Genomic DNA, 12,840 nt, shown 5'->3' on the forward strand with positions numbered 1-12,840 from the left:
GCGAAGTCTATAGCGGTATAGAGCGGTCGTCGGCAAAGGCTTGCAGCAGCGCCCGCATCGGCAGGCCATGCGCCGGCGCCATCAGATTGTCGTCGAAGAACGCTTCCAACTCGCTGAGCGGCAGTTCCGTCAGCATCGCCTTGACCGGGCCGATCGATGCCGGCGACATCGAGATCGAGCGGTAGCCAAGGCCGATCAGCGCCATCGCCGAAATCGGCTTGCCGGCAAGTTCGCCGCACAGGGTCACCGGCGTATGGTTGCGCGCCCCGGCGTCGGCAATCTGCTTCAGGACGCGCAGGAACGGCGTCGAGAGCGGGTCGAAGCGGTCGGACAATTGGGTGTTGCCGCGATCCACCGCCATGACGAACTGGAACAGGTCGTTCGAGCCGACCGAGACGAAATCGACCGCCTTCATCAGTTCATCGAGCTGGAACAGCAGCGACGGCACCTCCAGCATCGCCCCGAGCTTGAGGCTGGTCGGCAAATGATGGGCAAAACGCGACAGATGCCGCACCTCGCGATCGATGATCTCGCGCGCCTGCGCGATCTCGCCGAGTTCGGTCACCATTGGCAGCATCAGCTTCAGTTCGCGTCCACCGCACGCCTTGAGCAGCGCGCGGATCTGGGTGCGCAGCAATCCGGGCCGGTCGAGCGTCAGACGGATGGCGCGCCAGCCGAGCGCCGGATTCTCTTCCTGGATCGAGCCCTTGAAATAGGGCAGCACCTTGTCGCCGCCGATATCGATGGTGCGGAACGTCACCGGCTTGCCACGCGCCGCCTCGAGCACGTCACGATAGAGCCGCTCCTGGGCTTCGGCGCGCGGAAAGGTCGAAGCGACCATGAATTGCAGCTCGGTGCGGAACAGGCCGATGCCGGCCGCGCCCGCTTCGGCCAGTTGCGGCAGATCGACCGCCAGCCCGGCATTCATCAGAAGATCGACCTGGACACCGTCCTTGGTCACCGACGGCTTCTTGCGCAGTTCGCGGTAGACCTCCTGCCGCCGCGCCCTGAAGCGCACTTTCTCGGCATAGGCCGCCTCGAGGTCGGGCTGCGGCCGCAGATGGATCGCGCCTTCCTCGCCGTCGACGATGATGGCATCGCCGTTTTCCGCCATGGAAACGGCGCCCTTCATCTGGCCGGCGACCGGTATGCCCATGGCCCGCGCCACGATGACGACATGGCTGGTCGCGGCGCCGTCCTCCAGCACCAGCCCGCGCAGCTTGTCCCTGGGATAGTCGAGCAGCTCGGCAGCCCCCATCGAGCGAGCGACGATGATGGCGTCCTTGGGCAGCGAGGCCGCGACGTCCTCCGGACCGCGCCCCATAAGCTGCCGCAGCAGCCGATTGGCGAGATCGTCGAAATCGCTCATCCGTTCGCGCAGGTACGGATCGGTCATGTGCAGCATGCGGGCACGCATGTCGCTCTGCACCTTTTCGACCGCCGCTTCGGCCGTCAGGCCGTTGCGGATCGCCTCCTCGAGCCGGCGCACCCAGCCGCGGTCGTTGGCGAACATGCGATAGGCTTCGAGCACCTGGCGATGCTCGCCCTCGAAGGCGACGTCGCGGCGCTCCAGCATGTCGTCGATAGAGAGCCTGAGCGAGCCGAGGGACGCGTCGAGCCGCCTGACCTCTTCCTCGCTGTCCTCGTTGAACAGATTGGTGACGACGATGCGCGGCTCGTGCAGCACCACATGGCCGAGCCCGACGCCTTCGTTGAAGGACAGGCCGGTAAAGCTTACCGGGCGGCGCAGATCGAGCTCGAGGCCGGGCCTTGTCAGCCGCTCCAGATCGCCGGTGGCGATCATCTCGGCGATCACCATCGCCGTCGTTTCCAGCGCCTCGACCTCGTCGTCGCGATAATGGCGCATGGTCTTGTTCTGCACGACCAGGACGCCCAGTGTCCGCCCTGCCCGCAGCACCGGCACACCGAGGAAAGAATTGTATATCTCTTCCCCTGTCTCCGGCAGGTAGGCGAAGGCCGGATGCTCCTGCGCGTTGGAGAGGTTGAGCGGCCGCGCCGAGGCCGCGATCGTGCCGACCAGGCCTTGGCCCAGCCTGAGCTGCGCCAGGTGGACGGCGTTCGGGTTCAGGCCTTCGGTCGCGTAGAGTTCGAGCACCGAATCGGCGCGCAGCACATAGAGCGAGCAGACCTCGGCAACCATGTTGGAGGCGATGTCGCGCACGATTCGGTCAAGCCGCTCCTGCGGCTCCAGCGGCTCTTGCATGAGCTCGCGGAGCCGTTTCAGCAAAACGCGCGGGCCGCTGGCCGAATCACGCATCGCGGCTTCTTCTCCAATAGCGTTTCAACCGGTGCAGGTTGCCCTGCACAGCGGCACAAACGCAACAACTCAATTAGAGCGCCATCGTCCAATTGGACGCATAAAGGCCGCTCCAAGACTTTCGATCCGCTGCATCCTGCCTTCCGAAAATCGATTCCGATTTTCGGGCCGATGCAGTCTGCTACTGCTTATCCAGACCGTACACGGAATGCAAAGTGCGAACTGCTAGTTCCGTATAGGGACCGTCGATCAGGATCGAAATCTTGATTTCGGACGTTGTGATGGCGCGGATGTTGATCGCGCGGTCGGCCAGCGCCTTGAAGGCGGTGGCGGCGACGCCAGCATGGCTGCGCATGCCGATGCCGATGACCGAGACCTTCGACATGCCGGCTTCCGATTGCACCACATCGTAGCCGATCGTCGCCTTCAGCCGCTCGAGCACCGCAAGCGCCTTGTCGACATCGCCGGACGGCACGGTGAAGGTCATGTCGGTGAACTTGCCGTCCTCGGAAATGTTCTGGACGATCATGTCGACATTGATGTTGGCCTCGGCCAGCGGCCCGAAAATGCCGGCGGCGACGCCCGGACGGTCGCCGACGCGGCGCAGCGAAATCTGCGCTTCGTCCTTGGCATAGGCAATTCCGGTGACGACCTGCTGTTCCACGATCTCTTCCTCGTCGCAAATAAGCGTTCCCGGCGGATTGAGCAAATCCCCCATTCCGGGTGCATCGGGATCGTCGAAGGACGACCGCACAAAGGTACGCACCCTGTGCACCATGGCAAGCTCGACCGAGCGCACCTGCAGGACCTTGGCCCCGAGCGAGGCCATTTCGAGCATTTCCTCGAAGGAAATCTTGGCCAGCCGCCGCGCCTTGGGCTCGATGCGCGGATCGGTCGTGTAGACCCCGTCGACGTCGGTGTAGATATCGCACCGGTCGGCCTTGACCGCCGCCGCGATGGCGACAGCGCTGGTATCAGAACCGCCGCGGCCGAGCGTTGCGATCCGGTTGTCCGGCCCGATGCCCTGGAAACCGGCGACCACCGCCACCTGGCCTTCGCCGAAGCGCTTGATCAGGAACGCGCCGTCGATATCGAGAATGCGCGCCGCACCATGCGCGTTGTCGGTCTTGATCGGGATCTGCCAACCTTGCCAGGAGCGGGCATGCACGCCGATATTCTGCAGCGCGATCGCCAGCAAGCCGGCGGTGACCTGCTCGCCGGACGCGACGACGGCGTCATATTCGCGCGCATCGTGCATCGGCGAGGCTTCGCGCGTCCACTGCACGAGTTCGTTGGTCTTGCCGGCCATCGCCGAGACCACAACGGCGACCTCATGGCCGGCATCGACCTCGCGTTTGACATGACGCGCCACATTGCGGATGCGGGCGATGTCGGCGACGGACGTTCCGCCGAATTTCATCACGATGCGCGCCATGGAAGCGAAATGCCTTTGACTGGATGCCGGACCGAAGGCCGAAGAGCGAAAAATGCGCCAAGCTGTGGCTGGGCGCTCAATGCGCGGCCTCCTTAGCCAAATGACAGTCGTTTCGCAAGGCGTGCCGCCGCTGCCGGCCGGGCGACACACCAGCGCAGCATCGGGCTTGCATACTTCTTGCCAAAATGACGCGCGCCTCAGCCCAGCTGTGCCGTGGCTCTCCACAGGCGCGGATAGTCGAGGACGAAACCGAGCGGCGAGATCTCCAGCATCTCATTGTAGCCGAACATCGGGGCGGCATAGGCGTAATGTGCCGCATCGACGCGCTGATAGCTCTGTTCCAGGCGCACGAGCCTGAGTTCGGGAAATGTCAGATAGGCTGCCGGGGCGGGCGTCGCCATGCCGATATCGAGGGCAAAACGGCGAAGCGCCACAAGGTTTGTGGCGGGCGTGAAGCCGAGATCGACATCGATGAGACCGTCGACTTCCGCTTGATGCTCGCCGTTCAGCGCCCATTGGCGCTCGGTCAGCCGATCGATCCTGTAATGCAGCTCTTGCGTGCCGAAAAAGCCGTCGGCGCGCGCCGATCGTGTATGCCAATCGGCGTCGCAGTCCACCTCGTAGGCGATGCTGCACGGCTTGCCGTCCTGGACGAAAAGCGCGTGTCCCCTCAGGTTCCACCCGGAACTCGCTTCTGACAGCAGGCAAGCGTCGTGGCCTTCCTGGTCAAGCCGGCGCCAAAGAATGGAAGCAACCGCTCGCATCATGCGCACTCCTCCGAACCCGATGTCTCTGCTTCGTTCGCCAAAGCCTAGGTGTTTCCTTCCGGCACACCATCAACTGACACGTGCTGACACAAATGCAGCCGGCAAAAGACGGCGCCGGCAGGCATCGCGCGCATCGCGCCGCCGGCGGTGAATTTCGCGCCTTGACATTCGCAGCCTCGCGCCCGACTTCCTAGCGTCCGAGGAGACCAAACCATGCCAGAGCCCCGACGATCGACGATCGATGCCGGAGAGGTGGAACGCTTTTCCGCCCTTGCCGCCGAATGGTGGAACCCGAACGGCAAGTTCCGCCCGCTGCATAAGTTCAACCCGATCCGGCTTGCCTATATCCGCGACCAGGTGGCGACCCGCTTCGGCCGCGATCCGCGTGCGGCACGGCCGTTCGAAGGCCTGCGCTTCCTCGACATAGGCTGCGGCGGCGGGCTGTTGTGCGAGCCGATGGCGCGGCTTGGCGCCGAAGTGGTCGGTGCCGATGCCTCAGTCACCAACATCGAAGTGGCCAAGATGCATGCGGCGGAAGTCGGCGTGAGCGTTGATTACCGCGCCACGACCGCGGAAGATCTGGCCGACGCCGGCGAAAAATTCGACGTCATCCTCAACATGGAAGTGGTCGAGCATGTCGCCGATGTCGATCTGTTCCTGGCCAAATGCGGCGAGATGGTCAAGCCTGGCGGCATCATGTTCGTCGCCACTATCAACCGCACCCTGAAGGCCCTGGGCCTGGCCATCATCGGCGCCGAATATGTGCTGCGCTGGCTGCCCCGCGGCACCCACCAGTTCGGCAAGCTGGTGCGTCCCGAGGAACTCGAAAAAGCGCTTGCCGGCGCCGGCCTGACCGTCATCGACCGCACCGGGGTCACCTACAGCCCGCTCGCCGACCGCTGGCAGCGCTCGAAGGACATGGACGTCAACTACATGGTGCTGGCGGAGAAGGCATCCGTCTGAACCTTACGCCTTCTGGCCCCTATGTCTTCTGGCTTTGCGCTTTGGTGGTGATGAACACGCCGGCGGTGATGATGACGGCACCGGCCCAGGTCAGCAATTGATAGCGCTCGTCGAGGAAGAGGGTCCCGGCAAACAGCCCGACCGCCGCCGCGACATAGCCGATCTGGCTGAGATAGACCGGGCCGCCGACCGCTTGCAGCCGGAAGAAGAATGCGAACATCGCCGAGGCTGATGCCACCTGTGCCGCAGCGACCAGCGGCACGCCGCCGAGCGAGCCGAATGCATTGCCGCCCAGCAGGACCAGAATGCCGGAAAACAGCATCAAGGCTGCTGCCAGATGACTGCCGACGGCAAGCTCGATCGGGCCGGTGCCTTCGGGCCAGTCGACGGTGCGGTAAATATTGCCGGCGGCGAGGCTGACCGGGATGAGCAGGCCCATCGCCACCCAGAAAAATTCGGCCGGCTGGCCCGCTTCGCCGCGCGTCACCGCCACCATGACTGCGCCGACGAAACCGACGGCAATGCCGACAACGCCCAGCATGGTCGGGCGCCTGACGCCGAGCAGCATCGAGAACACCAGCGTGACAACCGGCGACAGCGTGAACATGATGCCGCTGTAGCCGGCACCCAGATGCGGAATGGCTGAAAACATCAGCAGATTGGGGATTGCATAGGAGACGGCCGCGGTGACGAAGAAATAGCGCAGTCTGTGCGGCGTAAGCCGCATGCGCTTGCCGTTGAGCAGCAATGCGCACAAAAGCACGCCGCCGGCACCAAGCGAGATGACGAAGGCCCAGACCATGGCGGGCACGGCGGCCGCCGTCGCGATCTTGCCGAACGGCAGCGTCAGGCCGAGCAGTCCGCCGGTGACGACCAGAAGGCCAAGCGCCGAGTCCCAGAGAAATTTCATCGCACCGTCCCGTCGCCCGTCCGCGGCCCTTGGCCTACACCACAAGCTGAGGTAAGATAATATAAAGATTCTTTACGTCAAGATACATAACGGTGAGAGACATGGATCGCGCGGCAAAAGCGATCGAGCAATGGAAAAAGGAGCGGCCGGATCTCGATGTCTCGCCGATGGCCGTGCTCGGACGGCTGAACGAGGCCGCCTCGCTGATCGCGCGAGAGCGGCTGGCGCCGCTGTTTGCAAGTTACGGGCTGCAATCCGGAGAATTCGATGTGCTGGCGACGCTGCGTCGTTCCGGGCCGCCATACGCGCTGACACCGACGGCTCTCTACGAGGCGACAATGGTGACGTCGGGCGCGATGACCAATCGCCTCGATCGGCTCGAGAAATCCGGCCTGATCAAGCGCGGGCCGCATCCCGATGATCGCCGTGGCATTGTCGTGCAACTGACCGGGAAGGGCGTCGCTCTGATCGACGAGGCGGTTACCGCTCACGTCGCCAACGAGCACCAGATACTTTCTGGGTTAGCGCGCCCGGAGCAGATCATGCTCGCACGCCTGCTCGAAAAACTGATAGCGAGCCTGAGCTAGCCCAAACGGCAACCACTAGGACTCTGCGATCATTGCATTGGGAGTCGTAACTGCCGGGGGAGTTTGCGGATGACAGAACATGCAGTCGTGATTGCCGGAGGAGGTCCGACGGGCCTAACCCTGGCAGGCGAGTTGGCGTTGGCAGGCATCGACGTAGCCATTGTCGAACGCCGCCCGAACCAAGAGCTTGCCGGTTCGCGTGCTGGCGGTCTGAGCTCACGTACTCTCGAAGTTTTCGATCAGCGCGGCATCGCGGACCGGTTCCTCGCGGAAGGGCAAATAGCCCAAGTCACGGGATTCGCGGCGATGCGTTTAGACATCAGCGATTTTCCGACCCGCCACAACTACGGGCTGGCGCTGAGGCAGAAACACATTGAGCGCATTCTAGCTGGATGGGTCAGCGAGTTGGCAGTGCCGATCTATCGCGGCCGTGAATTGACGTGTTTCGTGCAGGACGACGCCGGCGTCACCATCGAACTGTCCGATGGTGGGTCGCTGCGGGCAAGCTATCTCGTCGGGTGTGATGGAGGCCGCAGTCTGGTCCGCAAAGCTGCTGGCATTGAGTTTCGAGGATGGGATGCGACGACCAGCAGCATCCTCGCCGAGGCCGAGATGGCGGAGGAGCCGCCACTGGGTATTCATCGCACGGCACTTGGCATCCACGCCTTTGGCAGGGAAGAGTACGAAATTCGTGACGGCAAGGTCGTCTTTGCCGATAAAGGTCCCATAGGCGTCATGGTCACTGAAAAGAGTGTCGGCGCCACGACCGAGCCCACGCTGCGCGATCTCCGCGAAGCACTCGTCGCCGCATGCGGAACAGATTACGGAATCCATAGCCCAACCTGGATTTCCAGGTTCACCGACATGTCGCGGCAAGCGGCGGCTTACCGCAAGGGCCGGGTTCTCTTAGCGGGCGATGCCGCCCATGTGCATTCCCCGGTGGGCGGACAAGGCCTCAATACCGGTGTGCAGGATGCGGTGAACCTCGGTTGGAAGTTGGCCCAAGTGGTGAAAGGAACATCGCCTGAAGGCTTGCTCGACACTTATCACATCGAGCGGCATCCGATTGCGGCCCGCGTGTTGCGAACGACAATGGCACAGGTCGCATTGCAACATACTGATGATCGCACTGAAGCCTTGCGTGAAATCGTATCAGAGCTCCTTGGGATGGAGGAGACTCGCAAACGGATCGCTGCCGAGATGTCCGGACTTGGTATCCATTACGACTTCGGCCAGGGGCATCCGCTGGTCGGCCGCCGCATGCCTGACCTCGACCTGGCCACGCCTGATGGTCCTATGCGCGTATTTGCGCTCCACCAAAATGCGCGGCCAGTGCTCTTGAATCTCGGTGCGCCGGGCAGCTTCGACGTCAAGCCGTGGTCAGACCGCATTAAGGTGGTTTACGCCAAATGTGACGATCCATGGGAGTTGCCTGGGCTAGGCTTGGTCTCCGCTCCAACCGCAGTTTTAATCCGACCCGATGGATATGTTGCTTGGGTAGGCGACAGGACGCAGGATGGTCTTCAAGACGCGATGAACACCTGGTTCGGGCCACCGGGCTAAAAGCCGCGAAAACCAGTTAGCTCTTGACCTGGTTGAATGGTCCCGAAATCAAACGGGTACCGACGGCAAAAAACTCAGATCCTGGCCGCCGAGCCTCGTTTGGGCCGACGAACAGCTCTGATCTTGCCGCTGTTTCCGCCGCCACAGAAAAACTGGTCGCCGCCATCGGATTCGAGCCCCGACACGCCTGTTCCCGGCGGCATATCGAGCTTCTCCAGGACCTTACCCGTTTCAGGATCGATCCGCCGGACATCGCTCTCCTCACCCTCCCAGGTGCCATGCCAAAGCTCGCCGTCGACCCAGCTGACCCCGGTAACGACGCGGTTGGAAACGATGGTGCGAAGGATTGCTCCTGTCTCGGGATCGACCTGATGAATCTTTCGGCCCCGGTGCTGCCCGACCCAGAGCGTTCCTTCGGCCCAGGCGAGCCCGGAATCACCGCCGTTGCCAGGAGCCGGGATCGACGCCAGCACCTGGCCATTCTTCGGATCGATCTTCTGGATGCGATCCTCCGCGATCTGATAGAGGTACTGGCCGTCGAAAGCCGTTCCGGCGTGTGCCGCGACATCGATCGAGCGCACCACTTTGCCGCTCGCCGGATCGAAGGCGTTCAATCTGTCGCCTGAGGCAAACCAGACATGCTCACCGTCGAAGGTAACGCCGTCCACGTGGTCGACACCCGGAAAGGGCCCATATTCTCGAAGGATTTCGGCTGCGGATCGTTCCATGATTCTATCCTAGTAGCCCGGCAGTGGGCCGGGGAGTAACAAGATTGTCGGGAAACCCGTCAGCGGCGGGGTCATCCAGCGACGCGCCCGGCCGCGGCCGAACGACTGCACCTTGCCGGCCTGGGCAAGCTGCTCGAGCGCCCGCTGCACGGTACGCGAACTGGCTCCAAGCGCAATCGCCAGGGCCGAACTCGACCACGACTCGCCGTCGGCGAGGAAGGCGAGCACTGCGGCATGCTCTTCTTCGACGGGCGGCGCCAGCACGACGACCTCACCTGCGCGGCGTGGCGCCAGCGCAAAGCCCCGCTTCGTCGCGCTCACATCGGCCAAGCTCCGAAGCTCCGCGCGAAGCCGCCCGGCTTCGACCCGTAACCGTGCGCGATGTGATTCGTCCGCGTCCTTTCCGCGAAAAGCGCGCGCAATAAGCGTCGATCTTGCCACGTCCCCCGGCCAGGCTTCGGCCAGCGCACGGGCCAGCGCGAACAGCACCGGGCGGGTCGCCAGCGAGACGACGGTATCTGCGACCCGCACGACATTGCGGCATGCATCCACCACGAGCGCCCCCGACGCCAGGAGGGCTTCGACTTCGTCGAGCAGGATCGGCCGTTCCTCGCCACGCACAACAAGGCGTGCGGCCGGCGTGTCCAGCACCAGCGATGCGCTCTCCACCTCCGCCATCAGCGCGGCGATGCCGGACGCGCGCGCCGCCCGCGCCGCCAGGCCAAGGGCGGCGCGCGCAGGGCCGGTCCGCAAGCGACGGATGGCGATGCCGGCGACAGCCAGCTCGTGAGCAGCCCGCGATGCCGGCGGCAGCGGCGAGGGATCGAAGCCGTCCAGCCTGCGCTCGGCTTCGTCGAGATGGCCAATCAGCAGCAAGCGCCGGACGTCGAGGTTGCGCGCATGCGCGGCGTTGACGCGGTCGCCATGCTTTTCAAGCGTCGCCCGCGCGGCGTCGAGTGCCTTGGCCGGCCAGGTAAGGTCGCGCGAGACGAGCGCGATCTCGGCCTCGGCGACGACACACCTCGCGCGGGCCACGGCCTCCCTCGGGCTGAATGCGTGCGCCGCCCTCTTGAGGAGAACCTTCGCCCGAACCAGGTCGCCAAGCTGCGCCATCGCGATGCCGCGCAGCGCCAGTGCCGGCGCATCGTCGCGCAGCGCAACCCGCTTCAAGGCGCCGAGCGGATCGCCCGCCGCAAGCGCATGCGCCGCGGCCGTGATTAGCGAGTCCATCGGAATCCCGTCACACTTGTCACTCCCATGGCTTCGACGTCCGGCGCTAAGTCCATCTCACCAACCAGTCGTATCGACAACGGCGACTGTAGCCAACCTGAGTTGCGGCGCGATTGTGCACTAGCTCGAACGCAACGATAAGCACTAGGAGAGACGCAATGAAGATCGAAGGTTCAACCATCCTGGTGACTGGAGCCAATCGGGGCATCGGTCGGGCACTGGTCGAGGAAGCCCTGAGCAGAGGCGTAAAGCGCGTCTATGCAGCAACCCGCCAAGCCATGGCCCACCCGGACCGGCGTGTGACGTCCCTGACCATGGATGTGACCAACGCTGCGCAGATCCGGGAGGCGGTCGAGAAGATCGATGCTCTCGACATCCTCATCAACAACGCCGGCGTATCGCCCTTCGACGACCTCAGCGACCGTCGTGTGCTCGAACAACAGCTCGCCGTCAACCTCTTCGGCTCGTACGACGTTACCCAGGCACTGCTGCCGTTGCTGGCCCGGTCGCGAGGAGCCATCGTCAACATTCTGTCGCTGGCCTCGATTGCCGCAGTGCCGTTCAGTCCGGCCTACTCAGTCTCGAAGGCGGCCTCGTTCTCGCTGTCGCAGTCGTTGCGCACGCTCCTGGCCGGACGGGGTGTCAGCGTCCACAGGGTCCTTCCCGGCCCGGTGGACACGGACATGACACGGGGCCTGGACATCGCGAAGGCCTCTCCGGAGTCTGTTGCGCGGGCGATCCTGGACGGAGTGGAGAACGGCGAAGAGGAAATCTTCCCCGATCCCATGTCGGAATCCCTGGCGGAGGGCTGGCGCAGCAGTGCGGTCAAGGCGCTTGAACGCCAGTTTGCAGCCTATGCGGAAGCAAGTCCGTCCAGTGAAGCAAGCCCGTCAGACAGTGGGTATGAAAGAAGCAGCGAAACGATTGCCCGCGAGGCCCATCCTTGCTGCTCGGCCTGAAACTGCAGACGCCTCTGCAGGGGCGGCAGCATCGCCGCCCCTCGGCGCCGCCCGACCTTCACGGCGCTGCCTGGCAAAGAGATGCCTCGCTATGTCCGGAGCAGGTTGACGGATCAGTTGCGATCGTCGGGGAAACTTGGAATAGGCATGAACTCGACGCCGTCGTCGGCCAGGCTCTTGGCTTCCTCCAGCGTCGCCTCGCCATAAATGCCGCGCGGATCGCTCTCGCCAAAATGGATCTTGCGCGCTTCCTCGGCAAATTTGTCGCCGACATAATCGGCGTTCTCGCGCACCTTTTCGGCCAGCGCCTTGAGCTGCGCCAGCGCCTGCTTCTGGGCCTCGCCCATGGCGAGCGCAATCTTTTCTCGGCTGCGCCCGGTCGAGACGGCCGGCGCCATCAGCGCCTTCTCGATCTTGTGCGAGCCGCAGGTCGGGCAATCGACGAAGCCACGCTTCTTCTGCGTGTCGAAATCGTCGTTGCTGCGAAACCAGCCTTCGAATTCGTGCTCGTGCTCGCAGATCAGGGAAAAGCGGATCAAGAGGCGGCACCCCTGAGCGGCATTGCCTGCGCCGAACCGGCGTTTACGGCAAAATCGCGTGCGTTTTTGAGATTCGGTATCTTCTTGCGCGCGGCGACTGACTGCGCCGCGTCGATCTCGGCGACGATCACCGCCGGCTCGTCATGGGCAGCCTCGGCGATGATGCGGCCCCAGGGATCGACGATCAGCGAATGGCCATAGGTTTCGCGGCCGTCCTCGTGCACTCCGCCTTGCGCGGCGGCAACCACGTAGGCGCCGTTCTCGATGGCGCGCGCCCTGAGCAGCACATGCCAATGCGCTTCGCCGGTCTGGCGGGTGAAGGCGGCGGGCACCGAAAGCAGATCGGCGCCGGCCAGCGCCTCGGCACGGAACAGCTGCGGAAAGCGCAGATCGTAGCAGACGGCAAAGCCGAGCTTCGCGCCATCGATTTCGGCGACGACGGCCTCGGTGCCTGGCTCATAGGCGGCGGATTCGCGCCAGCTCTCGCCATTGTCGAGATCGACGTCGAACATGTGAATTTTGTCGTAGGTGGCAATCGTGGCGCCGTCCGGCCCGAACAGAAGGGCACGGTTGGCAAGCTTGCCGTCGGCGCGCAGAATAGCGGTCGAGCCGATATGCAGGAAGATGCCGAGCTCGCTGGCCAGCATCCGCGACGTCGAGACGACGATGTCCTTGTCTTCGGAGGTAAAGGAAGCGGCCCGCGCTTGGCTGTCGCGGATCAGCGCGCCGGTCATTTCCGGGGTCTGGACATAGGTCGCGCCAAGACCTGCCGCCTCGCGCACCAGCCGTTCCAGATCGACCGCATTGCGCTCCGGGCTGGTTCCCGAACGCATCTGGATCGCCGCCGCCTTGAAAGCACCCCCCGACTTGATGGCACCCAT

General features: G+C 63.9%; 12 protein-coding genes. 4 read left to right on the forward strand and 8 right to left on the reverse strand.

Features of this window, described 5'->3' with window-relative positions:
* Positions 1-7 precede the first annotated feature (7 nt).
* The 3 genes from ptsP to NKG60_RS24715 all read right to left on the reverse strand — a co-directional run bounded on the left by ptsP (position 8) and on the right by NKG60_RS24715 (position 4,480).
* Positions 8-2,278: a phosphoenolpyruvate--protein phosphotransferase gene (ptsP, locus tag NKG60_RS24705; protein ID WP_292661374.1), complete on the reverse strand. Its 2,271-nt coding sequence runs from the start codon at positions 2,276-2,278 to the stop codon at positions 8-10.
* Positions 2,279-2,459: 181 nt separating this feature from the next.
* Positions 2,460-3,713, reverse strand: a complete 1,254-nt coding sequence (locus tag NKG60_RS24710) for an aspartate kinase (RefSeq protein WP_254816709.1) — start codon at positions 3,711-3,713, stop codon at positions 2,460-2,462.
* A 197-nt stretch (positions 3,714-3,910) separates the two neighbouring features.
* On the reverse strand, positions 3,911-4,480 hold the full coding sequence (locus NKG60_RS24715) for a putative glycolipid-binding domain-containing protein (protein WP_352864472.1): 570 nt from the start codon (positions 4,478-4,480) through the stop codon (positions 3,911-3,913).
* Between the two features lie 213 nt (positions 4,481-4,693).
* On the opposite strand from NKG60_RS24715, the gene ubiG reads away from it, so the two are divergent.
* Positions 4,694-5,443, forward strand: a complete 750-nt coding sequence (gene ubiG / locus NKG60_RS24720; RefSeq protein WP_352864474.1) for a bifunctional 2-polyprenyl-6-hydroxyphenol methylase/3-demethylubiquinol 3-O-methyltransferase UbiG — start codon at positions 4,694-4,696, stop codon at positions 5,441-5,443.
* Between the two features lie 19 nt (positions 5,444-5,462).
* Here the strand turns inward: ubiG and NKG60_RS24725 are convergent, their stop codons facing one another.
* A complete protein-coding gene (locus tag NKG60_RS24725; RefSeq protein ID WP_352864476.1) occupies positions 5,463-6,353 on the reverse strand; it encodes a DMT family transporter in 891 nt (296 codons plus the stop codon).
* A 101-nt stretch (positions 6,354-6,454) separates the two neighbouring features.
* Here NKG60_RS24725 and NKG60_RS24730 point away from each other — a divergent pair, with 101 nt between their 5' ends.
* Both NKG60_RS24730 and NKG60_RS24735 read left to right on the forward strand, forming a co-directional pair.
* Entirely contained in the window at positions 6,455-6,940 is a 486-nt protein-coding gene (locus tag NKG60_RS24730) for a MarR family winged helix-turn-helix transcriptional regulator (RefSeq protein ID WP_352864478.1), read from the forward strand.
* A gap of 69 nt (positions 6,941-7,009) precedes the next feature.
* Positions 7,010-8,503 (forward strand): FAD-dependent monooxygenase, encoded by a 1,494-nt coding sequence (locus NKG60_RS24735; RefSeq protein WP_352975826.1) that lies wholly within the window; start codon positions 7,010-7,012, stop codon positions 8,501-8,503.
* 74 nt (positions 8,504-8,577) lie between these two features.
* Here the strand turns inward: NKG60_RS24735 and NKG60_RS24740 are convergent, their stop codons facing one another.
* Together NKG60_RS24740 and NKG60_RS24745 are read right to left on the reverse strand one after the other, a co-directional pair.
* A complete protein-coding gene (locus tag NKG60_RS24740) occupies positions 8,578-9,231 on the reverse strand; it encodes a Vgb family protein (protein WP_352491808.1) in 654 nt (217 codons plus the stop codon).
* 9 nt (positions 9,232-9,240) lie between these two features.
* On the reverse strand, positions 9,241-10,461 hold the full coding sequence (locus NKG60_RS24745) for a helix-turn-helix domain-containing protein (RefSeq protein WP_352670317.1): 1,221 nt from the start codon (positions 10,459-10,461) through the stop codon (positions 9,241-9,243).
* A 158-nt stretch (positions 10,462-10,619) separates the two neighbouring features.
* Between NKG60_RS24745 and NKG60_RS24750 the strand changes: the two genes are divergently transcribed.
* On the forward strand, positions 10,620-11,420 hold the full coding sequence (locus NKG60_RS24750) for an SDR family NAD(P)-dependent oxidoreductase (RefSeq protein WP_352670320.1): 801 nt from the start codon (positions 10,620-10,622) through the stop codon (positions 11,418-11,420).
* A 113-nt stretch (positions 11,421-11,533) separates the two neighbouring features.
* Here the strand turns inward: NKG60_RS24750 and NKG60_RS24755 are convergent, their stop codons facing one another.
* The gene (locus NKG60_RS24755; RefSeq protein ID WP_352670323.1) at positions 11,534-11,959 is read right to left on the reverse strand and encodes a DUF1178 family protein; all 426 of its coding nucleotides are present in this window, start codon (positions 11,957-11,959) and stop codon (positions 11,534-11,536) included.
* Positions 11,956-12,840, reverse strand: coding sequence for a carbon-nitrogen hydrolase family protein (locus NKG60_RS24760; RefSeq protein ID WP_352670326.1), 885 nt, complete (start codon positions 12,838-12,840; stop codon positions 11,956-11,958). Before NKG60_RS24760 ends, NKG60_RS24755 begins: the two co-directional genes overlap by 4 nt.

The organism is Mesorhizobium sp. M1428, assembly GCF_040317515.1.
Classification (GTDB): domain Bacteria; phylum Pseudomonadota; class Alphaproteobacteria; order Rhizobiales; family Rhizobiaceae; genus Mesorhizobium.

Bases quoted from the DNA above. Each gene is read 5' to 3' on its own strand.
- ptsP (WP_292661374.1), bottom strand. From the start codon at position 2,278: ATGCGTGATTCGGCCAGCGGCCCGCGCGTTTTGCTGAAACGGCTCCGC.
- NKG60_RS24710 (WP_254816709.1), bottom strand. From the start codon at position 3,713: ATGGCGCGCATCGTGATGAAATTCGGCGGAACGTCCGTCGCCGACATC.
- NKG60_RS24715 (WP_352864472.1), bottom strand. From the start codon at position 4,480: ATGATGCGAGCGGTTGCTTCCATTCTTTGGCGCCGGCTTGACCAGGAA.
- ubiG (WP_352864474.1), top strand. From the start codon at position 4,694: ATGCCAGAGCCCCGACGATCGACGATCGATGCCGGAGAGGTGGAACGC.
- NKG60_RS24725 (WP_352864476.1), bottom strand. From the start codon at position 6,353: ATGAAATTTCTCTGGGACTCGGCGCTTGGCCTTCTGGTCGTCACCGGC.
- NKG60_RS24730 (WP_352864478.1), top strand. From the start codon at position 6,455: ATGGATCGCGCGGCAAAAGCGATCGAGCAATGGAAAAAGGAGCGGCCG.
- NKG60_RS24735 (WP_352975826.1), top strand. From the start codon at position 7,010: ATGACAGAACATGCAGTCGTGATTGCCGGAGGAGGTCCGACGGGCCTA.
- NKG60_RS24740 (WP_352491808.1), bottom strand. From the start codon at position 9,231: ATGGAACGATCCGCAGCCGAAATCCTTCGAGAATATGGGCCCTTTCCG.
- NKG60_RS24745 (WP_352670317.1), bottom strand. From the start codon at position 10,461: ATGGACTCGCTAATCACGGCCGCGGCGCATGCGCTTGCGGCGGGCGAT.
- NKG60_RS24750 (WP_352670320.1), top strand. From the start codon at position 10,620: ATGAAGATCGAAGGTTCAACCATCCTGGTGACTGGAGCCAATCGGGGC.
- NKG60_RS24760 (WP_352670326.1), bottom strand. From the start codon at position 12,840: ATGGGTGCCATCAAGTCGGGGGGTGCTTTCAAGGCGGCGGCGATCCAG.